This is a genomic window from Bradyrhizobium sp. USDA 4473 (genome assembly GCF_054063335.1).
This window is the reverse complement of sequence record NZ_JBSSGE010000001.1, coordinates 561,747-585,661: the sequence shown is the minus strand read 5'-3', so window position 1 is coordinate 585,661 and position 23,915 is coordinate 561,747. Positions and strand designations below refer to the sequence as shown.

General features: G+C 64.8%; 18 protein-coding genes. 11 read left to right on the top strand and 7 right to left on the bottom strand.

Annotated elements, in window-relative coordinates; genetic code table 11:
- Nucleotides 1–9: 9 nt before the first annotated feature.
- Complete coding sequence (locus ACVW17_RS02780) at nt 10–432, top strand: hypothetical protein (RefSeq protein ID WP_456750354.1); 423 nt, start codon at nt 10–12, stop codon at nt 430–432.
- 222 nt (nt 433–654) lie between these two features.
- Here ACVW17_RS02780 and aspD read toward each other — a convergent pair whose 3' ends face one another.
- The gene (gene aspD, locus ACVW17_RS02775; protein WP_456796766.1) at nt 655–2,280 is read right to left on the bottom strand and encodes an aspartate 4-decarboxylase; all 1,626 of its coding nucleotides are present in this window, start codon (nt 2,278–2,280) and stop codon (nt 655–657) included.
- Nucleotides 2,281–2,642: 362 nt separating this feature from the next.
- Here aspD and aspT (ACVW17_RS02770) point away from each other — a divergent pair, with 362 nt between their 5' ends.
- Nucleotides 2,643–4,334, top strand: coding sequence for an aspartate-alanine antiporter (gene aspT, locus ACVW17_RS02770; RefSeq protein ID WP_456750352.1), 1,692 nt, complete (start codon nt 2,643–2,645; stop codon nt 4,332–4,334).
- A gap of 13 nt (nt 4,335–4,347) precedes the next feature.
- Nucleotides 4,348–6,042 (top strand): aspartate-alanine antiporter, encoded by a 1,695-nt coding sequence (gene aspT / locus ACVW17_RS02765; RefSeq protein ID WP_456750351.1) that lies wholly within the window; start codon nt 4,348–4,350, stop codon nt 6,040–6,042.
- Nucleotides 6,043–6,123: 81 nt separating this feature from the next.
- Here the strand turns inward: aspT (ACVW17_RS02765) and ACVW17_RS02760 are convergent, their stop codons facing one another.
- The 3 genes from ACVW17_RS02760 to ACVW17_RS02750 all read right to left on the bottom strand — a co-directional run bounded on the left by ACVW17_RS02760 (nt 6,124) and on the right by ACVW17_RS02750 (nt 10,561).
- Nucleotides 6,124–7,833: a SulP family inorganic anion transporter gene (locus ACVW17_RS02760; protein ID WP_456798925.1), complete on the bottom strand. Its 1,710-nt coding sequence runs from the start codon at nt 7,831–7,833 to the stop codon at nt 6,124–6,126.
- A gap of 311 nt (nt 7,834–8,144) precedes the next feature.
- Complete coding sequence (locus ACVW17_RS02755) at nt 8,145–8,666, bottom strand: N-acetyltransferase family protein (RefSeq protein ID WP_456750350.1); 522 nt, start codon at nt 8,664–8,666, stop codon at nt 8,145–8,147.
- A 380-nt stretch (nt 8,667–9,046) separates the two neighbouring features.
- Nucleotides 9,047–10,561: a helicase HerA domain-containing protein gene (locus ACVW17_RS02750; RefSeq protein ID WP_456796765.1), complete on the bottom strand. Its 1,515-nt coding sequence runs from the start codon at nt 10,559–10,561 to the stop codon at nt 9,047–9,049.
- A 284-nt stretch (nt 10,562–10,845) separates the two neighbouring features.
- On the opposite strand from ACVW17_RS02750, the gene ACVW17_RS02745 reads away from it, so the two are divergent.
- Nucleotides 10,846–12,135: an MFS transporter gene (locus ACVW17_RS02745; protein ID WP_456796764.1), complete on the top strand. Its 1,290-nt coding sequence runs from the start codon at nt 10,846–10,848 to the stop codon at nt 12,133–12,135.
- A gap of 41 nt (nt 12,136–12,176) precedes the next feature.
- Here ACVW17_RS02745 and ACVW17_RS02740 read toward each other — a convergent pair whose 3' ends face one another.
- The 3 genes from ACVW17_RS02740 to ACVW17_RS02730 form a co-directional block, all read right to left on the bottom strand.
- Entirely contained in the window at nt 12,177–13,349 is a 1,173-nt protein-coding gene (locus tag ACVW17_RS02740) for an OpgC domain-containing protein (protein WP_456796763.1), read from the bottom strand.
- 152 nt (nt 13,350–13,501) lie between these two features.
- A complete protein-coding gene (locus tag ACVW17_RS02735; RefSeq protein ID WP_456750347.1) occupies nt 13,502–14,116 on the bottom strand; it encodes a TetR/AcrR family transcriptional regulator in 615 nt (204 codons plus the stop codon).
- Nucleotides 14,117–14,265: 149 nt separating this feature from the next.
- Entirely contained in the window at nt 14,266–14,547 is a 282-nt protein-coding gene (locus ACVW17_RS02730) for an acyl-CoA dehydrogenase family protein (protein WP_456796762.1), read from the bottom strand.
- A 59-nt stretch (nt 14,548–14,606) separates the two neighbouring features.
- Here ACVW17_RS02730 and ACVW17_RS02725 point away from each other — a divergent pair, with 59 nt between their 5' ends.
- The 7 genes from ACVW17_RS02725 (at nt 14,607) to htpG (ending at nt 23,809) form a co-directional block, all read left to right on the top strand.
- Complete coding sequence (locus ACVW17_RS02725) at nt 14,607–15,707, top strand: asparaginase (protein WP_456796761.1); 1,101 nt, start codon at nt 14,607–14,609, stop codon at nt 15,705–15,707.
- Between the two features lie 131 nt (nt 15,708–15,838).
- On the top strand, nt 15,839–17,284 hold the full coding sequence (xylB, locus tag ACVW17_RS02720; protein WP_456796760.1) for a xylulokinase: 1,446 nt from the start codon (nt 15,839–15,841) through the stop codon (nt 17,282–17,284).
- Between the two features lie 174 nt (nt 17,285–17,458).
- On the top strand, nt 17,459–18,982 hold the full coding sequence (locus ACVW17_RS02715; protein ID WP_456750344.1) for a sugar ABC transporter ATP-binding protein: 1,524 nt from the start codon (nt 17,459–17,461) through the stop codon (nt 18,980–18,982).
- Entirely contained in the window at nt 18,975–20,012 is a 1,038-nt protein-coding gene (locus ACVW17_RS02710) for an ABC transporter permease subunit (RefSeq protein ID WP_456796759.1), read from the top strand. Before ACVW17_RS02715 ends, ACVW17_RS02710 begins: the two co-directional genes overlap by 8 nt.
- A gap of 70 nt (nt 20,013–20,082) precedes the next feature.
- Nucleotides 20,083–21,030, top strand: coding sequence for an ABC transporter substrate-binding protein (locus tag ACVW17_RS02705; RefSeq protein WP_456750342.1), 948 nt, complete (start codon nt 20,083–20,085; stop codon nt 21,028–21,030).
- A 21-nt stretch (nt 21,031–21,051) separates the two neighbouring features.
- Nucleotides 21,052–21,858 (top strand): MBL fold metallo-hydrolase, encoded by an 807-nt coding sequence (locus tag ACVW17_RS02700; protein ID WP_456796758.1) that lies wholly within the window; start codon nt 21,052–21,054, stop codon nt 21,856–21,858.
- A gap of 85 nt (nt 21,859–21,943) precedes the next feature.
- On the top strand, nt 21,944–23,809 hold the full coding sequence (htpG, locus tag ACVW17_RS02695) for a molecular chaperone HtpG (protein ID WP_456796757.1): 1,866 nt from the start codon (nt 21,944–21,946) through the stop codon (nt 23,807–23,809).
- The last annotated feature ends 106 nt before the right edge of the window (nt 23,810–23,915 follow it).

Genomic DNA, 23,915 nt, shown 5'->3' with positions numbered 1-23,915 from the left:
ATGCATGGCATGATCCGTTCCGCCATATTGACGCTTGTTGCAATGGTTCTGCTGACCGCGCCATGCATGGCCCAGGCGACCGGCCACGTTCAGGTCAAATTCGTGAAGGCGGCTCTCGTCGTGGGTGGCGGCGGAGGGACCGGCACGCTCACTTACCGCGGGCGGCACTATCGGTTCACCGCGTCCGGCTTCAGCCTCGGCGCAAGCGCGGGCACCTCCGTGAGCTGGCTGGAAGGGACCGCCTCCGGCATCAAGGACGTCCACGATTTCGCCGGCAGTTACACGCTGGTCGGAGGAGGCGGCGCATGGGGGGCCGGCGCAGGAGGGGTGTCGCTGCGCAATGAAAATGGCGTGGTTCTCATGCTCAAAGGGCCGAAAGCAGGACTGGAGTTCGCCGCCAATGTTGGCGGCCTCACGATTACGCTGCGGTGAGCCGCAGCCGGCTCTCATCGGCATCGTGCAAACAAGATGCTGACGCAGCCGAGAACTCCGGTGCTCGTCGGTCCGAGCCGCTCGACAAAGCGTTCGCTTGCGGAATTCCAAGTATCGGGCGCCTTGACCAGGATCAAGGCACCACCGGGGCCGGGATAGTGCAGCCGGACGCAGTAAGTACACGGCGCGATGCCGTCACCTTGCCGAAGTCTCAGGCGGCCGTCACCGCTTCGCGGCTCCGCCCTTCGCGGCGTCGTAGGCGTCGCGATAGCCCCTGGCGATGGTCCGGACACCGCGTCCGATATCGTCATAGACATCGTCAGGCAGGTTCGCGAGCGACACGCGAAGCGACCATTCTGGCGCGTCGAATCCGCCTCCGTTCAGCAGCACGATCCCGTGGGCTTCGGCCAGCCTGAACGCGAGGTCCAGCGGGTGAACGTTCTTCTTCAGGTATTCGACGGCATCGTCGCCGATGTTCTTGCGGGCCCAGAATTCGAAATCGATCAGGGCGTAATAGGCATCATAGTTCGGATTCGGGCTCAGCTTGTCGGCCAGCCCGAGACCGTCGAGCATCGACCACAGGCGCTTGTTGACGATTTCCATGCAGGCTGCCTGATAGGCCTTGTTCACGTCCATCATCTCCGCGAGCGAAAACAGGCTCATCATCACCTGCTGCGGCAACGACAATCCGGCGGTGTGATTGAGCGCCACGTCGCGGCTGTCGGCGACGATGCGGTCGATCAGCTTCAGCTTGCGCGGCTCGAGCGTGAGCGGCCCGTAGCGCTTGTCGAGCGCCTTCACGGCCTCGTCCGGGAGATTGGCGATCTTCTTGTCGAAGATGTTGTCTTCGTGGATCGCAATGGCCCCTAACCGCCATCCCGTGCAGCCGAAATACTTCGAATAGGAGTAGACGCCGATGGTGTTGTGCGGCAGCTCGCCGAGCAGCGAACGGAAATTGTGCACGAAGGTTCCGTAGACGTCGTCGGTGAGGATCATCAGGTCGGGACGCTTGGTCCTGACCAGATTGGCCAGCTTGGCAACCGTCTCCTTACTCAACGCCATCCCCGGCGGGTTGGACGGATTGACGACGAAGAAGGCCTTGATCTTCGGGTCTTCCAGCTTCCTGATTTCCTCGTCGGTGAATTGGAATTTGTTTTCCTGCGGCGCCCTGATCTGAACGACCTTCAGGTCGTAGTCCTCAAGGTGCGTCATCTCGATGTAAGGCGTGAATATCGGCGTCGCCAGCGCAATCGTATCGCCGGGCACCAGCAGCCGATTGGCCTTCAGCGACTTGAACAGGTAGCACATCGCCGCTGTGCCGCCCTCGACCGCATAGATGTCGAACTTCCCGGCCGGCCGGGGCTCGCCGCAAACCGCCCACATCAGGTATTCGTGCACGATCCTCTCGTTGTGCACCAGCATGCGGTCCGGCACCGGGTAATTGTCGCCGATGATCGAATCGACAAGTTCATGGACGAAGGCATCGGGATCGAAGCCAAATTTCCTGACCGTAAAGGCCAGCATCTCGGTCAGGAAGCTCGCGCCGGGCATGTCGTGGTGCTGCTTGAGCCAAGCCTCGAACCGTCCGGCGATGCCTTTTGCCTGAGGCATGCCGCCGATGCCCGCGGGGTGTTCCATCACCCGCTTGCTCTCGGTGATGGCGAATTGTCCCAGCAAGAAGAAGCCTTCGCGCGGCGTCGTGGCGACCCAGTTCGGATTGCCGCGCCCGGCGTTCAGGAAGGGCATCTGACTTCGCTTCGAATTGGTCTTGGCGAGGTTGATCAGCTCGTCCTTGATCTCGAAGGGGCTCAGCGCCTCGAATTTCTTTAAGGTCAGAAGATCGGCCATTTTGACACTCCCGGGGCGATGCAGGCTGCTGGATTGGACGCGACAGGCTCTGTTGCCTGCGCGATCGCGCGCAGCATGATCGGCAGCCGGTAACGGCCCTTGATCTATGTCAACGGTCTCGCGAGCGTCATGCACGCACCGAAGGACGGTCGCGTCGGGCTGCACGTGCGAATCCATGCCCTTGACAGACGATGGAGCTGCAAGGCAATCGCCCGTTGTGATTGACATAGATCAACATCCGTCTTGCCGACCGTTGCCTGATGTCCCCGACACACGATCGCTTCGCCCTGCTTCGGCGCGCCCCGCGCTGGATCGAAGCGGGCGCAAGCCGAGGCTCCGGGACAGCATCAACGGGTGACATCATGATCGATTGGCTTTTCCAGACTCTCCGCACCTATCCCGAAATCGCGATCTTCCTGTCGCTCGCGCTGGGCTATTATTTCGGATCCTTCACCTATAAAGGCCTCGGACTCGGCGCAGTCACCGCGACGCTGATCGCTGCCGTCATTATCGGCCAGATCGGAATCACGATTTCAGGTCCGCTGAAGCCGTTCTTCTTTCTGATGTTCCTGTTCGCCATCGGTTATGGCGTCGGACCGCAATTCGTGCGGGGCATCGCGCAGGACGGCGTTCCGCAGGCGATTTTCGCGGCCGTAGTCTGCGTCTTCTGCCTGCTGTCCGCCTATCTCGGCGCCAAGATCGCCGGCTACGACGTTGGATCAGCGATCGGGCTCTACGCCGGCTCGCAGACGATCTCCGCGTCGATGGGTCTCGCAACCGACGCCATCAACCGTCTTGGTCTGCCGGCGGATGAAGCCAAGAAGCTGCTCGATGCCATGCCGGTCGCCTATGCCGTGACCTATATCTTCGGCACGGTCGGCTCGGCGATCGTCCTGGCCCTGCTCGGACCGGTGCTGCTCGGGATCGATCTCGAGAGCGCTTGCAAGAAATATGAGGAGGAGCATGGCGGCAAGAAACAGCTGGGCGGCCCCGGCACGGCCTGGCACCAGTTTGATGTGCGCGCCTATCGCGTTCATGAGCGCGGACCCGTCGCCGGCAAGACGGTCGGGCAGGCCGAGGCGCTGCTTCCCGACCATCGCACCTTCGTCCTCCGGCTGAGGCAAGGTGGCAAAATCGTTGAGGCAACCTCGGACACCGTGATTCATGCCGGCGACATCGTCGCCGTTGCAGGCCGCCGCGACGTGCTCGTGCAATTGATCGGCGAACAGGCCGAGGAAGTCGACGATCGCGAGCTATTGGCGGTGCCGATCGAGGGCGTCGATGTCTACGTGACCAGCAAGGACGTCGATGGCAAGACGCTCGAGGAGCTGGCGAAGGAGCCGGCCTCCCGCGGCGTCTTCCTGCGCAAGATCGCCCGCGGCGCGATCGCGGTCGAGATTCCGATCCTGCCGAACACTAAGATCAACCGGGGCGACATTGTCACCCTGGTGGGCCGCACGTCCGATGTCGCTGCCACCACGAAGATGCTGGGCCGGCCGGACCGCGCGACCGACGTTGCCGACGTCGCCTTCATCGGGGCCGCCATTGCGATCGGCGCCCTAGTCGGCGCCTTCGTCTACAAGATCGGAAGCGTGCCGCTCACGCTGTCCACCTCCGGCGGCGCGCTGATTTCCGGCCTGTTCTTCGGCTGGCTCCGATCGGTGCACCCGACCTTCGGCCGCATTCCGTCGCCCACCGTGTGGTTCATGAACTCGGTCGGCCTGAATGTCTTTATTGCCATTGTCGGCATCTCCTCGGGCCCGGGATTTGTCGCCGGCCTGCAGAAACTCGGCTTCAGCCTATTCCTCTGGGGCGTCGTCGTGACCACGGTGCCTTTGATCCTGGCGATGTTCGTCGGCAAGTACGTATTTAGATTCCACGACGCGATCCTGCTGGGATGCTGTTCCGGCGCGCGCACGACGACTGCTTCGCTCGGCATGATCAACGACCGCGCGAAAAGCCAGATTCCCGGCCTCGGTTATACCGTCACCTACGCGGTCGGGAACACGTTGCTGACGATCTGGGGCATGGTGCTGGTCATGATGATGACATAGCCGCGGCTCGACGATGTTGGCGTGGCTGCAGCAGTTTCTCGTCCGCTATCCGGAGCTCGCGCTGTTCCTGGTGATCGCGGCGGGCTACTGGATCGGAAGCTTCAGGATCGGCGCTTTCAGCCTTGGCCCGGTGACGGGATCTCTGTTCGCGGGGCTCGCGGTCGGCGATTTCGCGCACGTCCCCGTCTCCGGCATGACCAAATCGTTCCTGTTCCTGCTGTTCCTGTTCGGCGTAGGCTATTCGGTCGGCCCGCAGTTCGTGCTGGCGATGAAGCGCGATGGGCTGAAGCCGATGCTGATGGCCATTGTCGTGAGCCTCACCGGTCTTGCGGCAGCGATCGTCGTAGCACGCGTACTGCAGCTTGACGCCGGCTTTGCGGCCGGGCTCCTGTCGGGGGCGCTCAGCCAGAGTGCCGCGATGGGTACGGCGACCGACGCGGTCAATGGGCTGGCCGTTCCCGAAGCACAGCGCGCGTTGCTTGTCTCGCATATCGCGGTGGCGGATGCGGTTTGCTACATCTTCGGCTATGCCGGCGTGATCACGTTCTGCACGATCGTCGTTCCAGCGCTGCTGAAGATCGATCTGAAGGCGGAAGCGCTCAAGCTGGAACAGGCGTTGGGCATCACGCGTGCGAAGCCCGGCCTGGCATCCGCCTGGCGCAAATTCGAGCTGCGCGCCTACCGGCTGGACGATCACGCGGCGCTCGCGGGACTGACGGTTGCCGCCGCCGAAGCCCGGGTGCCCGGCCAACGCGTGTTCATCCACCGCATTCGTCGCGGCGAGCGTGTCCTCGAGGCGGAACCTGGAACGGTCCTCTCGGCCGGCGACGTCATCGCGCTGTCGGCGCCGCGCCAGATCATCGTCGAGCTGGTCGGACAGCGAGGCGAGGAAGTGGAGGACAAGGAGCTGCTCGATATCCCCGTGGTCTCGACCGACGTTTTCCTGATCAACGCGAAGCTCGCAGGCAGCAGTCTTCAGCAGGCGTCGGAACAAGATTGGGCGCGCGGTCTCTATTTGCGCTCGGTGAGCCGGGGCGGTGAAGCTCTCCCCATCCCGGCCGGAGTGGTCCTTGAGCGCGGCGACTTGCTTCGCATCGTCGGACCCGAAGCCGTCGTGCAGAATGCGGCCAAGAACATCGGCGTCATAGTCGCACCGAGCACCAGCATCGATTTCGTGGTATTGGGGCTCGCGATTTTCTTCGGCGGTCTCGTTGGAGTTTTCGTGAGCTTCTCCGTTAGCGGTGTGACGATCTCGTTGAGCACCAGCGTCGGCACGCTGCTCGCCGGACTGCTGGTCGGCTATCTTCGCACCCATTTACCGTATTTCGGCCGGATCCCCGACGGCGCCATCAGCCTGATGACGTCACTCGGACTGGCTGCCTTCGTCGGTCTGACCGGAATTCATGCCGGGCCGATCTTCCTTTCCGCGATACGGGAGTCTGGCATCGGCCTGCTTCTGGGCGGCGTGATCGTCACGCTGCTGCCGCAGATCGTCGGCTTCTGCTTCGGCCATTTCGTGCTGCGTATGAGCCCGATCCTCTTGCTTGGCGCATTGACCGGAGCACAGACGGTAACGGCCGCGATGGCCGCCATCCAGGAGCGCTCGGGCAGCTCCGTGGTGGTGCTCGGGTATACGCCCGCCTATCCGGTCTCGAACATTCTGCTGACGACCTGGGGATCCGTCATGGTCGTCGTCTTCGCTGGTTGAAGCGCCAGGCATGCCCTCTGCAGGCCAAACCAAAATTCAGCCGCCTCCGTCTCCCGACGGACGACCCCTGAGATTCGGTACCTAGTCCTCCCAATCTTCCCATTCGACCTTGTTGATTTCCAAATAGCCGGAAACCGCCGAGCCGATCGTCGGGAAGAAGTAGCCTTCGCCGAGCTGCGCGAACAGTCCAAATCGCTTCAGCTTGTCTTTGACCGGGTCCTTGAGTTCAGCAAAGCAGAGTTCGATCCCTTTCTCGTGCAAAGCTTCGTCCAGTTCAGCAACGGTATCGCAGGCCGTGACGTCGACGCTGGTGACTGGCTCTGCCGCGACGACCAGCCAGCGAACCGGCGTGGGCGACGTCGCCACCGCGTGCAGGACGCGTTCCTTGAAGAACTCGGCGTTGGCAAAGAACAGCGGCGCGTCCCACCGGAATAGGACCAGCCCCGGGATCTGGCGCGCATCGGGGTATCGCGTGATGTCGTGATAGCCCTTGACGCCGTGGGCACGGCCCAGCACCGCGGAGTGCGGTCGCCATCCGTCCCACAGGAACTCCGCGATGGCCACGGCGATTGCAAGACCGATTCCTGGAATCGCGCCGAACACAGCCACGCCGACGAAGCACAGCACGATCAACCAGAATTCCCATCTCTGGATGCGATAAATTCGCTTGAGGTCGGTGATCTCGAACAGGCCGATCGCCGCGGCGATGACGACGGCGGCCAATGCAGCGTTGGGCAAATGCTGCAGAAGGTTTGGCGCCACGACGAGAAGGAATGCGATGGCGAGCGCGCCGACGACGCTGGTCAGTTGTGTGCGAGCACCGGCGGCCTCCGCCACCGGAGTGCGCGAAGAGCTGCTGCTGATCGGGAAGCCCTGAAAAAAGCCGGTTGCCAGGTTGGCGGCCCCGAGCCCCACCATCTCCTGGTTCGGATCGACCTTGTCGCCCAGTCGCGCGGCGTAGGTTCGCGACAGCACACTGGTATCGGCAAATGAGACGAGCGCGACGGCGCTTCCGCCGATTAGTACCGGAACCAGATCGCCATAGCTGATCCAGGGAACGGCAAGCGCCGGCAGACCCTGAGGAAGGGGGCCCAGGACCTTCACGCCGTAGCTGGCCCCCAGATCGAGCGCACCGACGACGAGAGTTGCCCCGACAACCGCAATCAGAATACCCGGCAGCCGCTTGTTGTCCTTGAGCAGCAGGATGACGATCAGCGTTGCGAGCCCAACCGCGAAAGCAACCCAGTTTGTCCTGCCGGCGAGGATCGCGCCGCCGATTCTCCACAGGTCCCGCAATGGTCCTTCGTTCTCAATCGAGAATCCGAGGAGCTTTGGTAGTTGGCTGATCAATACTGTCAGCGCAATTCCGTTCATGTAGCCGTAGCGGATCGGCTTGGAAAGAAGCTCGGTCACGAAACCCAGCCTCGCGAAGCCTGTCAGCATGAGCACTGTTCCCGAAACGAGGGCCATCATGGCGCCGAGTGTTGCCGCGCGAAGGGGATCGCCACCGGACAATGGGGCGACCACACCGAGAATGACAGCTGCGAGGGCCGAGTCCGGTCCGAGCACAATGATGCGGCTCGGGCCGAACACCGCGTAGGCCAGGAGCGGGATGATGGTCGCGTAGAGACCGTGGATGCCCGGCAGGCCCGATGCTGCCGCATAGGCGATACCAACCGGGACCAGCATTGTTGCAAGGACTAGGCCGGCAAAGATGTCGTGCGGTAGCCACGCCGCTTCGTATCGGCGGAGGGTGCCGACGCCGGGCGTCCAGCGTATCCAACGGCTCATTTGGCGAGCACTCCCGGGCTCGGTCGAGCGCATGGCAAACACTCCCAGTCCGGCCAGAGCAATCGGCCGACGAATTAACCGGAAGCCAATTTGCACTAGCGTTTGCCAGGCTGAGCGTTGATCTATCTCAAGCCGGCTCGCAACGATGGCCAGTTCCCTGGGTGGCGCATCGTCAGTATGGAACAAGTGGGCTCTGTGAACGGAAGCTTGGTGTGCCGCAACGCGGCGCGCAGCGGCGGCTATCGGCTTCGTTGATCGCGACGCCAGGAGTGCCTGCCGCCCCCGGGCCAGGGACACGTGCTTTGTCCCGTTCAGGAAAGCTTCAACGTCAAGTGTCTGACTTGCCGGTCGCCGCCGGCGCTCGAACGGAACCCGAAGCGGCTGAATATGCTGAGCATCGCCACGTTCTCGGGTAGGACTTCCGCGGTTAGTTCTTTCAGCCCTGCATGGCGCGCGATCACCAGCAAATGGCGCATGAGCGCCGTGCCGATACCCTTGCTCTGATAGGCATCTATCACGACGAAGGCCAACTCAGCCTGGCCAGGCTGCGCGACGATGTAGCGGCCGCCGCCTGCGACGACCGGTCGGCCGTCCTCGTCGATCTGCGCAACCAGCGCGACATGATCGGCGAAATCGATATTCATGAAAAACGCGATCTCTTTGTCGGAGAAGCTGCGCTTCGGGGCGAAAAAGCGGCGCTGTCGCGATTGGACGCTGGTGCGGCCGACCGCCGCGAGCATGTCGTCCCGGTCGTCCGGCCGGAGCGCCCGAACTTCGATCCTGCTGCCGTCACGCAAATGCTCGATCGCAGAATAATCGGCTGCACCTGGCATCGTTGTCCTCGCAAAGATCGTTGCCAGCGATACAACCTTGCGAACTTAGGGGAGTGGTCGTCCTCGCTGAGAGAGACCTGCATTCCGACAAAGAAGGAAGCGATTGTGGCGTCAATGGAGGCTTTCGACCCAATTTCCGGAATGGCCACTGATTTTCCGAGAGAATGATACGTCTCTTAATCGCGAGCCCTGACTGAGCGCCTTCGGGACGCGAGGATGCCCACGCTCAGATCGCAACCTGAACCGAATGTCGGTATCGGTGGTTGCGCCTCCCCGCAACCAAATCTCTTTAACCGGCAGAGATGAAAAGCCCGCCTTTCGGCGGGCTTTTTCGTGCCGAGCTGTATCTCTATCGTGCGCTTCGCTGCTCGCAGCTCCAATCACAGTGGTGAGCAGCTCGTGGCCGTCTCCGCCGACACATCATCCGCATTCGGATCGGCCGCCGCGGTCGCCCAGGCGAGTTCGACGAGGGTCACGATCCGCCGGCCGGCGCCGTCGAGCTGGCAGACGATCAGGCCCTGCTCCTCGATGTAGGTCAGTAGATGCCGGGCGCGACGCAGCGAGTGGGTGCCGTAGGCGCGGGCGATGGCGGCATCGCCCGGGCAGGGCCAGCCCTCCTTCGCGGCGCGGGCGATCATCATGAAGACGCCCTGCATGTCCTCGGGCAGGATGGCGGCACGCAGCGCGACGTCCTGCCAGGCATCGTCTTCCGCCATGTCGGCGCCGAGCCCGGCGCGGGCGCGCGTCAGCATGCGGCGGAAATCGGTCAGCTCCGGCACCACGGCACCGAGCCCCTCGATCCGGCAGCGCACCACGAATTCCTGATAGAGCACGCCGATGGCGCGGAAGCCGGCGTCGGGCTCGGCAAGAATGGCGCGTAGGATGCGGTCCAGCCGCTCACGCCGCTCGGCCAATTGCTCGGCGCTCGGCGGTGGCTCCGCGGTTTCTGGATTCGGCTCCGGTGCCGCCGGCTTGGCGGCCACCAATTGGCTGAGCAGGTCCGGCGCCGGCGCCCGGCGTGGTGGCCGCGTTGTCTCGGGCGGCGGCGCGGCCAGGATGATGGCGCGTGCGTCCTCCAGTGCCGCCTCCGGCAGCGGCATCAGCCGCGGCGCTGCGTTGCGCGGCTGAGTGTCGGTTGGACCGATGCGCAGGCCGAGCGGACGGCGCGAGAGCGCAGGTCCCAGCGCCATGAACTGTCCGCGTTCGAGATCGCGGAAGGCCTCCGCCTGCCGCCGCTCCATGCCGAGCAGGTCGGCGGCGCGCGCCATGTCGATATCGAGGAAGGTGCGGCCCATCAGGAAGTTCGACGCTTCGGCGGCGACATTCTTGGCGAGCTTCGCCAGCCGCTGGGTTGCGATGATGCCGGCAAGGCCGCGCTTGCGGCCGCGGCACATCAAATTGGTCATCGCGCCGAGCGAGAGCTTGCGCGCCTCGTCGGTGACTTCGCCGGCGACCGCCGGCGCGAACAGCTGCGCCTCGTCCACCACCACCAGCATCGGATACCAGTGGTCGCGGGGCACCTCGAACATTCCGCCGAGGAACGCCGCCGCGCGCCGCATCTGGTTCTCGGCATCCAGCCCCTCGAGATTGAGCACGGTGGAGACGCGATGGATGCGCACGCGCTCGCCGGCGACCTGCAGGCTGCGCTCGGTGTGGTCCTCGGCGTCGATCACGAGGTGGCCGAAGCGCTCAGCCAGGGTGACGAAGTCGCCTTCGGGATCGATGATGGCCTGCTGCACCCAGGGGGCGCTCTGCTCCAGCAGCCGCCGCAGCAGATGGGACTTGCCGGAACCCGAATTGCCCTGCACCAGCAGGCGCGTGGCCAGCAGCTCCTCGAGGTCGATGGCCGCCGAAGCGCCGGCCGTCGTCTGTCCCATCTCGATCGCTACGGTCATCTGCCCCGACTCAAATTGTCCTTGCGGAGACGCGGCTTAACAAGCCGATCGCGCCCCGTCGAGCCGACCGCAGCATCATCCCCAGACACGGCGCGGGACAATCTGGACATCATTCACCGTGAAGCGCCGCCGAATCTGCGAGCAACGTTCGCGCCGCGCAGGAATGTCGAAGCTAAAACGATGCCGCTATTCTCGCGCCGGATACCTCCGTCCCGTTTGCCGGTGGTGTCTCCTCGCGCAAACCCCGTCATAGTCCTCAGCACAAAAGAAACGTGCGAGGAAACATGACTGAGAGCATCGTTGATGCCGTCGCGCCGTCGGTCGCGGCGCCTGGTGCGGTGTCGCCGCGAAAAGTGTTTTGGGCGACCTGGTTCGGCTGGATGCTCGATGGCTTCGATTCCTCGATGTACAGCTACATCCTGGTCAGCGCACTGAGCGAACTATTGCCCGCGAGCGGCATCGAGCCGAGCAAGGCCAATATCGGCATCTATGGCGGGATGTTGTTCTCGATCTTCATGCTGGGCTGGGCCTGCTCGATGGTTTGGGGCTGGGCCGCCGATCGTTACGGGCGGGTCAGGATCATGTGCTGGACGGTGCTGGTCTACTCGCTGTTCACGGCGTTGTGCGGGCTTGCGACCGGGATCGTGATGTTCGCCTTGTTTCGGTTCGTTGCCGGTTTCGGCATCGGCGGCGAATGGGCCGCGGGCACGCCGTTGCTCCAGGAAGCCGTGCCGGAGGCCACGCGGGTACGGCTCGCCGGCTGGCTGCATACGGCCACGCCGACCGGGCTGTTCCTCGCCGCCGCCGTGACGCTCGCGATCGGCAGCACGCTCGGCTGGCGCGGCATGTTCCTGCTCGGCATCCTGCCCGCGCTCTTGATTGCGTATCTGCGCAGCAACATTCCCGAGCCGGAACACGGCGCGTCGCGCCCGCAGCCGCGGGTCTCGGCCTTGTTCGCCGGCGACCAGGCGCGCACCACCTGGGCGGCCGCGCTGATGATGGCCTGCATCATCTTCGGCCTGTGGTCGTCGAACTTCTGGGCGCCCACCGTGATTGCGACCAAGCTGGTCGCCGCCGGCGCGACGCCTGCGCATGCGCAGGAAATGGGCGCAGTGGCGGGCTTGATCACCAATGTCGGCACCTTGATCGGCTGCCTCCTTGTCCCATGGCTCACCGGCTGGCTCGGCAGCCGGCGCCGCACCGCGGTGCTGTTCTTCATCGGCGGGCTGGTCTCCGTCGTGGCCTGCTACGAGGTCGCGATCGAATGGCTGGATAGTCTGTTGCTGTTCATGGTGCTGCTGCCGGTGCTCGGCTTCTTCACCAATGGCGTGTTCGGCCTGTTCACGATCTGGCTGCCGGAGATGTTTCCGTCCGCACTGCGCGGCTCGGGCTCCGGCTTTGCCTTCAGCATGGGCCGGGTGCTCGGTGCAGCCGGCCCGTCGCTGATCGGCGCGCTCGCGGCCCGCACCGGCAGTTTTCCGCTGGCGATCTCAATGCTGTCGCTGATCTATGTGATCGGCTTGCCGTTGATCCGGCTCGCGCCGGAGACCGCTGGCAAGCCGCTCGCGAAATAGCGAGCGCGTCGGCCACCCGGCGGCGCTCGTACACGGAAAGGCTATTCCGCCGGCTTCACGGCCACCGCCGCCGGCGCAGCCGCCGCTGTCCTCGGGGGCGCCTTGTCGACCTTCTTCGACCACGAGCGGTAATAGGCCAGCACGGTCATCAGCACGATGCCGACCACGCTGACCATGATCTGCATCCACAGGCTGCCGGAAACCTCGACCAGCACCACATGTGCGACCACGGCGAGGAACACGCCCGAGCAGAACACCTCGAGCGACTGCTGGCCGCATTTGATGATCGGCTGGAAGATCGGCCATTCATATCCCGGCCATTCGCGCGGCAGGAAGCGCGTGACGAAGAAGGCCAGCACCACGAAGTGCAGCACGCGATAGGGCGCGAGGTTGGTCTTGTCGTTCGGATTGAACGCATCATAGAGCCAGGCCGGCATCGCCTGCCCGAGCTCCGGGAAGCGGCCCGCCAGCGTCATCACCAGCGCGAACAAGAGATAGGCGCCGCCGAGCCAAAGGAAGGCGCGCGAACGGATGAAATTGATCGACTCGCTGGCGCCGCCGAGCGCGAACCAGCCGCCGAACACGAACAGGAACTGCCAGCAGAACGGATTGAAGTACCATGTACCGGACGGATAGGCCGGCAGATTCCAGCCGAAATGACGTGCGGCGAGATACAGCAGGAACGAGGCCAGCAGCGTCAGATTGAGCTTGCGCAGCATCGCCCACAGCACCACGGGATAGACCAGCATCAGCGCGATATAGAGCGGCAGCACGTCCATGTTGACCGGCTTGAACGCCAGGATCAGGCCCTGATAGAGCGTCTCGGCCGGGTTCTGCATGAAGCCCGCGACGTTGAACTCGTTCTGCAGATTCGGGTCGTGATAGCGCTGGGCGAGATAGCCGATCTCGGCGATGTAGATCACGAACAGCAGGACGTGCGCGACGTAGATCTGCCAGGCCCGCTTGATCAGGCGGGTGGCGCCGATCACGGTGCCGCGCTCGAGCATCATCCGCGCATAGACGAAGGACGCGGTGTAGCCGGAGATGAAGACGAACAGATCGGCGGCGTCGCTGAAGCCGAAATTCTTCTGCGTGATCCAGTTCACCGCATTGTTCGGGATATGATCGAGATAGATCGCCCAGTTGGCGAAGCCGCGCAGCAGATCGAGGCGGTAGTCGCGGCCACGCGGCGGCAGGACAGCCTTGACGTCCATCGGTTCGCTCCCATCCCCATTGCCCGCGTCCGGCCGCGGGTTCGCGACGTCATACTAGAACAGGATTTCGACGGCTGTGTATCGGTTTTCCGGGAAAGGATCGTCTCAACCGCGGGACAAACAACGCTGAATTTGGATCAAATCGTTCGCAGCTAGTGCTGCACGAACCCGTTATGCAGCGTGGTGAACAGCGTCCGGCCCTTCTTCACCAGATCATATTTGCGGCCATAGAGCAGCCACACCGCGGTGAGGTGGCACATGCCGCCCATCATCAGCGACATCGCAGTGTAGGGATCGAGATTGCGGCGATAGATGCCGGCGCGGCTCGCCTGCCTGATCAGCTGCACATAGCGCAGCGCGTATTTGTCGACCGCTTTCTTGATCCGGGGCTCGGCGGCAAGCACGCTTGGCCAGATCTCCAGGAAGAACACGCGGCCCCAGCCCGGATTGTCCTTGATGTATTGGAAGTTGGTCAGGAAGATGATGCGAAGCTGCTCGACCGGATCGCCACCCTTGAGCAGCAGCGGCTCGGTCTTCTGATAGAGCGCTTCGAAATTGCCCTCGGGCACATCGAGGACCAGCGCGCGCTTGTCCTCGAAATAGTCGTAGAGGCTGGAGAGCGGCACCTTGGCCGCCGCGGCGATGTCGGTGAGCGAGGTGCCGTCGATGCCCCTCTGGCCGAACAGCCTGGTCGCCGCCGACAGGATCTGCTCGCGCCGGTCGCGGCTGCGTTGTTGCTTGAGCTTGAGCGTCGTCCCCGAAGCCACGATCGTCTCCAAGAGCGTTTGCGCGCGAAGTGGATACAGGTTCGCGCAAGGAGAACGCGTCAAACAAGAATCTCGTCCCGCAAAAACAGTAAGGCAGCGGGATCGGAACACAAGCGCTATTGCTGCGGCATACAGCGTAAGATTGTCGGCTAGATCGGCGCGTTCCGCCGTTCCCGATTGCCGAACGCGTTGCGGGCGATGATCTGGCGCATGATCTCGGATGTGCCGTCGAGAATGCGGACCACACGCGTTTCCCGCCAGATACATGGGCCCGTAAATTCGAACAATAACCGAAAAATGTGTGACGTCATTCCGGCGCTGTCGAGATTTCGGGCAGGCGCCGAAAAACCGCGGCACTCGCCTGATGACGCGACCCACGCGGGATCGGCGGGAAATATTGCCGCCGGCGTTTCCGCCGCAAGTTTGTCCATTTCTTACGCGACAAAACCATGAGTTGTGGGTAGATAGCTTGTCACTGAGGGAAGAAATGATGCAGCAGTACTCGCTTCGATCGACCCGCTCCGGACGCACGATCTTCGGGCTCGCCGCAGCCCTCATAATCGGGCTTGCGTCGTCGGCTATCGCACAGCAGTCGCCCGGCGGCAGCACACTGGCCAAGGTGCTCGTGCTCGGCACCGGCGGCACCATCGCGGGCCAGGCCAACGCGCGTGCCGGCAATGCCTACGATTCGGGCAAGGTCAGTGCGGCAAACCTGATCGCGGCGATTCCGGGCATCGACCAGCTCGCCCAGATCTCGGCCGAGCAGATCTCCTCGATCGGATCGCAGGACATGAACGACAAGGTCTGGTTCGACCTCGTCAGGCGCATCCGCGCCGCCATCGACAACAAGGAAGTCGACGGCATCGTCATCACCCACGGCACCGACACGATGGAGGAGACCGCGTTCTTCCTGCAAAACGTGCTCGACACCGACATGCCGGTGGTGCTGGTCGGCTCGATGCGGCCGTCGACCGCGATCGGCGCCGACGGGCCGGCCAATCTTTACGACGCGATGCGGGTTGCATCGGCGCCGGAATCCCGCGGCCGCGGCGTGCTCGTGGTGCTCAACGACACCATCCACGGGGCGCGCTGGGTGCAGAAGACCAATACGACCAGCGTCCAGACGTTCCGCTCGCCCGATGCCGGGCCGGTCGGTTACGTCGACACCGGCTCGCTGCGCTTCCTGGCGGCGGCCCCAGCCAACGGCGCCAAGCTGAAGCTGCCGGACGCACCGCCGCTGCCCCGGGTCGACATCATCTACTCGCACGCCAACATGGACGCCGCCGAGGTCGAGGATGCGGTCAAGCGCGGCGCCAAGGGCATCGTGCTGGCCGGCGTCGGCGACGGCAATTCGTCGAAGGGCGCAATCGATGCGCTGGCGGCGGCGGCAAAGCAGGGCGTCGTCGTGGTGCGTTCGACCCGCGTCGGCTCGGGCTATGTCAACCGCAACGTCGAGGTCGAGGACGACAAGCTCGGCTTTGCGGTCTCGCTCGATCTCAATCCGCAGAAGGCGCGCGTCCTGCTCGAACTCCTGATCGCCAACGGCATCACCGATCCCAAGGCGGTGCAGCAGGCCTTCGCCCAGCCGTGATCGCACGACGTGAGGTGAGCACGGTCGTCAGGCTCGCTCTCCCGCTTGCGGGGGAGGGCTGGGGTGGGGGTCTCTCCACGAGTCGCCTTGCGGAAGCAGCCCTCACCCGGATCGCGTAGACACGAGGCGTCATGTATCTCGGGATCGATCTCGGTACCTCGGCGGTCAAGACCGTGCTGGTCGACGCAGGCCAGCGCGTGGTGGCGAGCCGCAGTCAATCGCTGACTGTGGCCTCGCCGTATCCGGGCCATAGCGAGCAGGATCCGGCGCAGTGGGTCGACGCCGCGTTCGTGACGCTCGACGCCCTGAAGGCGGATCATCCGGCCGAGCTGGCTGCGGTCGACGGCATCGGCCTGTCCGGCCAGATGCACGGCGCGACGCTGCTGGACGCGAATTGGAAGCCGTTGCGGCCATGCATTCTCTGGAACGACGGGCGCTCGGCCGCGGAATGCGGTGAGCTGGAGCGGCGCTGGCCGGCGCTGCGCGCGACCACCGGCAACAAGGCGATGCCGGGCTTCACCGCGCCCAAGCTGTTGTGGGTCGCCAAACACGAACCGGAGGTCTTCGCGGCCACCCGGCTGGTGCTGCTGCCGAAGGCCTATCTGCGCCTGGTGCTGACCGGCGAGGCGATCGAGGATATCTCGGACGCCTCGGGCACGCTGTGGCTCGATGCGGCGCGGCGGGACTGGTCGGATGCGGCGCTCGACGCGACCGGCCTGTCGCGCCGGCATATGCCGCGTCTCGTCGAGGGCTGCGCGCCGTCAGCGCGGTTGTCGAGCGAACTCGCGCAGCGCTGGGGCATGACCAGGCGGCCGATGATCGCCGGCGGCGCCGGCGACAATCCGGCGGGCGCGATCGGCATCGGCGCGATCGGCCAGGGCGCAGCCTTCGTTTCGCTCGGAACCTCCGGCGCGCTGCTGGCGCCGACCGGTACGATCGCCGCCAACCCCGAGCGCGCCGTGCACACCTTCTGTCATGCCGTTCCCGGGATGTGGATCCAGGCCGGCGCGATCCTCTCGGCAGCGTCGTGCCTGGCCTGGATCGCGCGGTTGCTGCGGACTCCCGAAGCCGAACTGCTGGCGCCGCTCGGGGCGCAGCCGACGGCGCCGTCGCCGGTCAGCTTCCTGCCCTATCTGTCCGGCGAGCGCACGCCGCATGACGATCCCGATGTGCGCGGCATGCTCGAGGGCCTCAGCCATGGCACCGATCGCGACGCGATCGTGCAGGCGGTGCTCGAAGGCGTCGCTTTCGCGTTGGCGGATTGCCTCGACGTGCTTGCCGATAGCGGCGTGGCGATCACCGCAGTCGATGCCATCGGCGGCGGCTCGCGCTCGCGGTTCTGGCTTGCGGTGCTCGCCAACGTCCTCGACATTCCGGTGCATCGCTTTGCCGATGGCGAAACCGGGGCCGCGTTCGGCGCCGCGCGGCTCGGACGCCTTGCCGTCAGCGGCGAGGCGATCGAGGCCGTCTGCACGGCGCCGGCCCGCGTCGAGACGTTCGAGCCCGACCGCGCGCTCGCACAGGCCTATGCGGAACGGCTGCCGAAATGGCGCAGCCTGTATCGGCCACAACACTGAGACGCTGAACGGCAGCAGCGCAACTCGGGTTCCGCAAACGAATCCGATTCCAGCCTTGTGATCATCGGAAGGTATTGCCCTACGCAGCGGCCTTTTGTTTAATGTGCCGACGCGCGCGAGGAATGAACACAACTTGCGGGTGCGGCGCAACGTCGTCGGCAGTGGGGAGGCAGGATGAGCGACCCGATCCTCGAGATGCGCCGGGTCTCCAAGTCTTTCTTCAGCATCAAGGCATTGCGCGGCGTCGACCTCACGGTCTATCCCGGCGAAATCCACGCTTTGATGGGCGAGAACGGCGCCGGCAAATCGACGCTGATGAAGATCCTGTCGGGCGCCTACCGGCCCGATCCGGGCGGCGAGATCCGCATCGAGGGCAAGCCCGTGAGCTTCAACGGCCCGCATGCCGGCCGCGCGGCGGGCATCTCGATCATCTATCAGGAGCTGTCGCTCGCGCCCAATCTCAGCGTGGCGCAGAACATCTATCTCGGCCGCGAGGTCTCGCGCTTCGGGATGCTGGCGCGCGAGGCGATGGAGGCCGGCGTCGGCCCGATCCTCGAACGGCTCGGCGCGGACTTCGCGCCGTCGACGCTGGTGGCCGGTCTGTCGATGGGCCAGCGCCAGCTGGTCGAGATCGCCCGCGCGCTGCACGCCCGCTCGAAAATCCTGATCATGGACGAGCCGACCACGGCGCTGTCGGCCGGCGAGAGCGAGCGGCTGTTCGGCCTGATCCGTCGGCTCCGCGCCGAGGGCCTTGCCATCATCTACATCTCGCACCGCATGGATGAGGTCTATGCGCTCGGCGACCGCGTCACGGTGCTCCGTGACGGCACGCTGGTCGGTTCGCTCGACAAGCCGGAGATCCGCGCCGACACCATCGTCCGCCTGATGGTGGGACGCGACGTCTCGTCCTTCTACAAGAAGGAGCATGATCCGCGCGCGATGCACGGCGCGCCCATGCTCGCGGCCGTCGACCTCGCCGACGGACGGCGCGTCAAGGGTTGCTCGCTGACCGTGCATGCCGGCGAGGTCGTCGGCCTCGCCGGACTGGTCGGCGCCGGCCGCACCGAGCTTGCGCATCTGATCATCGGCGCGGCGGCAAAGACCGCCGGCCATGTCGAGATCGAGGGACGCGCGGTCGACATCCGCAACCCCGGCGAGGCGCTCGAGGCGGGCATTGCCTACCTCACCGAGGACCGGAAGGCGCTCGGCCTGTTCCTGGACATGTCCTGTCTCGACAACATCAATCTCGCGGTGCTGGGCCGCGATGCCAGGCTCGGCGCCATCCTGGATCGCGACAAGGCGCGCGACCGCGCCAGCAAGGCATTCGCTGCGTTAGGCATCCGCGCCGCGGATATCCGCGTTGCGGCCGGTGGCCTCTCCGGCGGCAACCAGCAGAAGGTGCTGCTGTCGCGCCTGCTTGCGACGACGCCAAAGGTCTTGATCCTCGACGAGCCGACGCGCGGCGTCGATGTCGGCGCCAAGTCCGAGATCTATTCGATCATCGACAACCTTGCCAAGGCGGGCACCGCGGTGCTGGTGATCTCATCCGATTTGCCCGAGATCATCGGCATCTGCGACCGCGTCATCGTGATGCGCGCCGGGCTGCTTGCCGGCGAGATCAAGCGGACGACGGCAGCGCCGCTCGACCAGGAGCAGATCATGGCGCTCGCAACCGGAATGGAGCAGCTCGATGCCTGATGACGGGGCTTCCGCAAAGGCCACCGCCGCGGTCGGCCTCGTCGCTGCGCAGGAGACGCGGCGTCAGCGCACGCGGCTGCTGATCCGTTCGGCCGGCATGCTGCCGGTGCTGGTGCTGCTGTGCATCGGCTTTCATCTGCTGTCGGATGGGCGCTTCTTCACCGCGCAGAATCTCGGCATCGTGGTGCAGCAGGCCGCCGTCAACACCGTGCTGGCGGCGGGCATGACCTTCGTGATCCTCACCGGCGGCATCGATCTGTCGGTCGGCTCGATCCTGGCGGCTTCGGCGATGGCCGGGCTGATCATCTCCAAGTTTCCCGATTTCGGCGCGTTGTGGTTGCCGGCTGCGGTGCTCACGGGCGCAATCTTCGGCATCCTCAATGGCGGTTTCATCGCGCTGCTGCGGCTGCCGCCCTTCATCGTGACGCTGGGCTCGCTCACCGCGGTGCGCGGCGTGGCGCGCCTTCTGGGTGCCGACACCACGGTGTTCAATTCGGAGATTCCCTACGCCTTCATCGGCAACGGTTCGCTGATGCTCATTCCCGGCGTGCTCTCGATCCCCTGGCTCTGGGTGATCGCGCTGCTCGTGATCCTGGTCTCCTGGCTGGTGCTGCGCCGCACCGTGCTCGGCGTGCACATCTACGCGGTCGGCGGCAACGAGAGCGCGGCGCGGCTGGCCGGCATCAAGGTCTGGGCCGTGCTGATCTTCGTCTATGGCGTGTCGGGGCTGCTTGCCGGCCTCGGCGGCGCCATGCAGGCGGCGCGGCTCTACGCCGCCAACGGCCTGCAGCTCGGGCAGTCCTACGAGCTCGACGCGATCACCGCCGTGATCCTCGGCGGCACCTCCTTTGTCGGCGGCATCGGCTCGATCTGGGGCACGCTGGTCGGCGCGCTGATCATCGCCGTGCTGTCGAACGGGTTGATCCTCACCGGCGTCTCCGACGTCTGGCAATATGTCATCAAGGGCCTCGTGATCATCGGCGCGGTGGCGCTCGATCGCTACCGGTTGCAGGGCTCGGCGCGCACCTGAGGCACAACAACAGTCCGTCGCGATCACTGGTCGACGTGGCGGAGCTTCAAGCAGACCAGGGAGGAAGCCAATGTTGAAGTCGATCTCGCTTGCCGGCGCCGCCGTCGCGCTTGTCTTGAGTTCCGTCCCGTCCTCGGCCAAGGAGCTGAAGGCGATCGGCATCTCGCTGGGCTCGCTCGGCAACCCGTTCTTCGTCGCGCTGTCGAAGGGCGCCGAGTTCGAGGCGAAGAAAACCAATCCGAACGTCAAGATCACCACCGTCGGATTCGAATACGATCTCGGCAAGCAGGTGACCCAGATCGACAATTTCATCGCCGCCGGCGTCGATCTGATCCTGCTCAACCCCGGCGATCCCAAGGCCGTCGGGCCGGCGATCAAGAAGGCGCAGGCCGCCGGCATCATCGTCGTCGCCGTCGACACCGCGGCCGAAGGCGCCGATGCCACGGTCACCACCAACAACGTCCAGGCCGGCGAGATCTCCTGCCAGTACATCGTCGACAAGCTCGGCGGCAAGGGCGACGTGATCATCGAGAACGGGCCGCAAGTCTCCGCGGTGATCGATCGCGTCGTCGGTTGCAAGAACGTGTTCGGCAAGAACCCTGGCATCAAGGTGCTGTCGAGCGATCAGGACGGCAAGGGCTCGCGCGAAGGCGGCCTCACCGTGGCGCAGGGCTATCTGACCCGCTTTGCCAAGATCGACGCCATCTTCGCCATCAACGATCCGCAGGCGATCGGTACCGACCTCGCGGCGCGCCAGCAGAACCGCAGCGGCATCGTCATCACCGCGGTCGACGGCGCGCCCGACATCGAGGCCGCGCTCAAGGATCCCGGCTCGCCGCAAATCCAGGCGTCCTCCTCGCAGGATCCGTTCTTCATGGCGCGCCGCGCCGTGCAGATCGGCGTCGGCCTGCTCAACGGCCAGAAGCCTGCCTCGACCGTCGAGCTGTTGCCGTCAAAGCTCGTGACGCGCGACAACATCGCCGAATACAAGGGTTGGACCTCGAACCGTTCGCAATAGCAATACGAAAGACGATCGACCATGCCTCTTTGGACCTGCGAACAATGCGGCGCGCAATTTCCCGAAACCGCGGCGCCGCCGCCGGCTTGCCCGAACTGCGAAGACGAGCGGCAATATGTGAACTGGAAAGGGCAGACGTGGCTGACCCGCGAGGAGCTCGCGCAGCGGCATAGGCTGGTCTGGCGCGACGATCTCGGCCTCGTTGGACTGGCGCTCGAGCCGTCCTTTGCGATCGGGCAGCGCGCGCTGCTGGTGCCGGATCGCGGCGGCTGCGTGATGTGGGACTGCGTGCCGCTGGCCACGGCCGAGGCGATCACGCATGTCAAATCGCTCGGCGGGCTGAAGGCGATCGCGATCTCGCATCCGCATTATTATGGCGCGGTCGCCGACTGGAGCGCGGCGTTCGGCGATGCGCCGGTCTATCTGCACGGCGACGACGCGCAATGGGTGACGCGGCCCTATCGGTCGATCGTGCCGTGGCAGGGCGACAGCCACCGCATCTCCGACGATATTTTGCTGGTGCGCGCCGGCGGACATTTCGCCGGCGCCACCATGCTGCATTGGCGCAACGGCGCCGACGGGCGCGGAGCGCTGCTCACCGGCGATGTCGCGATGGTCGCGATGGACCGCCGCTCGGTCAGCTTCATGTATTCCTATCCGAACTACATCCCGCTCAATGCGTCGGCGGTCCGCCGCATCGCGCGGGCGGTCGAACCGCTGGCGTATGATCGGATCTACGGCGCCTGGTGGGGCAAGAATATCGCCGCCGATGCCAAGGCGGCGTTCGACCGTTCGGTCGAGCGCTATATCGCCGCGATCTCGGACTGACGGTTCCCCGCGCTCGGCTTGCCAGCCGGCATGATCGCGCTATATCAGGGCTTTCCCGCCACCTGAGGTTTGTCCGAGTTTCCGCATGACCAGCACTGCCGCCGCCGAATCCCAGCCGTTCCAAGCCGAGGTTGCCGAATTGCTGCACCTGATGGTGCATTCGGTCTATTCCGAGACCGATATCTTCCTGCGCGAATTGATCTCGAACGCGTCGGATGCCTGCGACAAGCTGCGCTACGAGGCGATCGCCAATCCCGGCCTGATCACCGACGGCACGCCGCCGGAGATCCGGATCATCCCGAACAAGGCGGCCAACACGCTCTCCGTGGTCGATACCGGCATCGGCATGGAGCGGGCCGAGCTGATCGACAATCTCGGCACCATCGCGCGCTCCGGCACCAAATCGTTCCTGTCGAAGCTGACCGAAGCCAAGGACGGCGCCAATCTGATCGGCCAGTTCGGCGTCGGCTTCTATGCCGCGTTCATGGTCGCCGAGAAGATCGTCGTGACCAGCCGCCGCGCCGGCTCCGATGACGTGTGGGTGTGGTCGTCGGAAGGCGGCAGCGGGTTCGAGATCGCCCCCGCCAGCGAGGAAGCGGCCAAGCGGGTCGCGCGCGGCACCGAGATCGTGCTGCATCTGAAAAAGGACGCCGCCAAATATCTCGAGGCTTACGAGATCGAGCGCATCGTCCGCGAATATTCCGACAACATCCAGTTCCCGATCCTGCTGGTGCCGGAGGAGGGCGAGCCGCGCCAGATCAACTCGGCGAGCGCGCTGTGGCAGCGCTCGAAATCCGAGCTCAAGCCGGAAGACTATGCGCAGGCCTACAAACAGATCGCGGGCGCCTTCGACGAGCCGGCGATGACGCTGCATTACCGCGCCGAGGGCCGGCAGTCCTATGCCGTGCTGCTGTTCGCGCCGTCGCAGAAGCCGTTCGACCTGTTCCAGGTCGAGCGCAAGGGCAAGGTCAAGCTCTATGTCCGCCGCGTCTTCATCGCCGACGACGCCGAGCTGCTGCCGGCCTATTTGCGCTTCATCCGCGGCGTGATCGACAGCGAGGACCTGCCGCTCAACATCTCGCGCGAGATGTTGCAGAACAATCCGCAGCTCGCGCAGATCCGCAAAGCGGTCACCGGTCGCGTCGTCGGCGAGCTCGAGACGCTCGGCGAAAAGGAGCCGGAGACGTTTGCAAAGATCTGGGACGCGTTCGGCCCGGTCATCAAGGAAGGACTGTGGGAAGACTTCGAGCGCCGCGAGAAGCTGCTGGCGCTGGCGCGCTTCACCACGACCTCGGGCGAGAACCGCTCGCTGAAGCAAATTGTCGACGACTTCAAGCCGAACCAGACCGAGATCTACTATCTGGTCGGCGACAGCATCGAGCGGCTGAAGTCGAACCCGAAGCTGGAATCGGCGCGCGCCCGCGGCATCGAGGTGCTGCTCCTGACCGATCCGGTCGATGCGTTCTGGACCTCGGCGCCGATCGATTTCGGCGGCAAGCCGCTGAAGTCGCTGAGCCAGGGCGATATCGACTTCGGCCTGATCCCGCTCGTCGACGACAAGGCCGATGAGAAAAAGGACCAGCCCGAGGCCGATGCCGCAACCACCATCGCGGTGATCAAGGATGCGCTCGGCGAGCGCGTATCCGATGTCCGCGCCTCGCAGCGGCTGACCGCGAGCGCATCGTGCCTCGTCGCCGGCGGCGACGCACGCGACCGCGCGCTGGAGCGGCTGCTGGCCCAGCAGAATCGCGGCGCGATCACCAAGCCGGTGCTGGAGATCAACCTGCGGCATCCGCTGGTCGCGGCGCTCGCGACCGACACCGCGCAGGCCAGGGACCTGTCGCTGCTGCTGTTCGAGCAGGCGCAGATCCTCGACGGCGAGATGCCCGACGATCCCGCCGCGTTCGCCGGTCGTATCAACCAGCTCGTGCTGCGCGGATTGGCGAAGTAGGGGCAACCGTAGCCCGGATGGAGCGAAGCGCAATCCGGGTCGATCGGCGGATCGTGCGGCCCCGGATTGCGCTGCGCTCCATCCGGGCTACGCATCTGTGACAACG

What these genes read in the sequence shown, in the direction of transcription:
- htpG (WP_456796757.1), top strand. Translation starts at nt 21,944, where the DNA reads ATGACCAGCACTGCCGCCGCCGAATCCCAGCCGTTCCAAGCCGAGGTT.
- xylB (WP_456796760.1), top strand. Translation starts at nt 15,839, where the DNA reads ATGTATCTCGGGATCGATCTCGGTACCTCGGCGGTCAAGACCGTGCTG.
- ACVW17_RS02780 (WP_456750354.1), top strand. Translation starts at nt 10, where the DNA reads ATGATCCGTTCCGCCATATTGACGCTTGTTGCAATGGTTCTGCTGACC.
- ACVW17_RS02705 (WP_456750342.1), top strand. Translation starts at nt 20,083, where the DNA reads ATGTTGAAGTCGATCTCGCTTGCCGGCGCCGCCGTCGCGCTTGTCTTG.
- ACVW17_RS02745 (WP_456796764.1), top strand. Translation starts at nt 10,846, where the DNA reads ATGACTGAGAGCATCGTTGATGCCGTCGCGCCGTCGGTCGCGGCGCCT.
- ACVW17_RS02700 (WP_456796758.1), top strand. Translation starts at nt 21,052, where the DNA reads ATGCCTCTTTGGACCTGCGAACAATGCGGCGCGCAATTTCCCGAAACC.
- aspT (WP_456750352.1), top strand. Translation starts at nt 2,643, where the DNA reads ATGATCGATTGGCTTTTCCAGACTCTCCGCACCTATCCCGAAATCGCG.
- aspT (WP_456750351.1), top strand. Translation starts at nt 4,348, where the DNA reads ATGTTGGCGTGGCTGCAGCAGTTTCTCGTCCGCTATCCGGAGCTCGCG.
- ACVW17_RS02755 (WP_456750350.1), bottom strand. Translation starts at nt 8,666, where the DNA reads ATGCCAGGTGCAGCCGATTATTCTGCGATCGAGCATTTGCGTGACGGC.
- ACVW17_RS02750 (WP_456796765.1), bottom strand. Translation starts at nt 10,561, where the DNA reads ATGACCGTAGCGATCGAGATGGGACAGACGACGGCCGGCGCTTCGGCG.
- ACVW17_RS02740 (WP_456796763.1), bottom strand. Translation starts at nt 13,349, where the DNA reads ATGGACGTCAAGGCTGTCCTGCCGCCGCGTGGCCGCGACTACCGCCTC.
- ACVW17_RS02760 (WP_456798925.1), bottom strand. Translation starts at nt 7,833, where the DNA reads ATGAGCCGTTGGATACGCTGGACGCCCGGCGTCGGCACCCTCCGCCGA.
- ACVW17_RS02710 (WP_456796759.1), top strand. Translation starts at nt 18,975, where the DNA reads ATGCCTGATGACGGGGCTTCCGCAAAGGCCACCGCCGCGGTCGGCCTC.
- ACVW17_RS02725 (WP_456796761.1), top strand. Translation starts at nt 14,607, where the DNA reads ATGCAGCAGTACTCGCTTCGATCGACCCGCTCCGGACGCACGATCTTC.
- ACVW17_RS02715 (WP_456750344.1), top strand. Translation starts at nt 17,459, where the DNA reads ATGAGCGACCCGATCCTCGAGATGCGCCGGGTCTCCAAGTCTTTCTTC.
- aspD (WP_456796766.1), bottom strand. Translation starts at nt 2,280, where the DNA reads ATGGCCGATCTTCTGACCTTAAAGAAATTCGAGGCGCTGAGCCCCTTC.
- ACVW17_RS02730 (WP_456796762.1), bottom strand. Translation starts at nt 14,547, where the DNA reads ATGGACAAACTTGCGGCGGAAACGCCGGCGGCAATATTTCCCGCCGAT.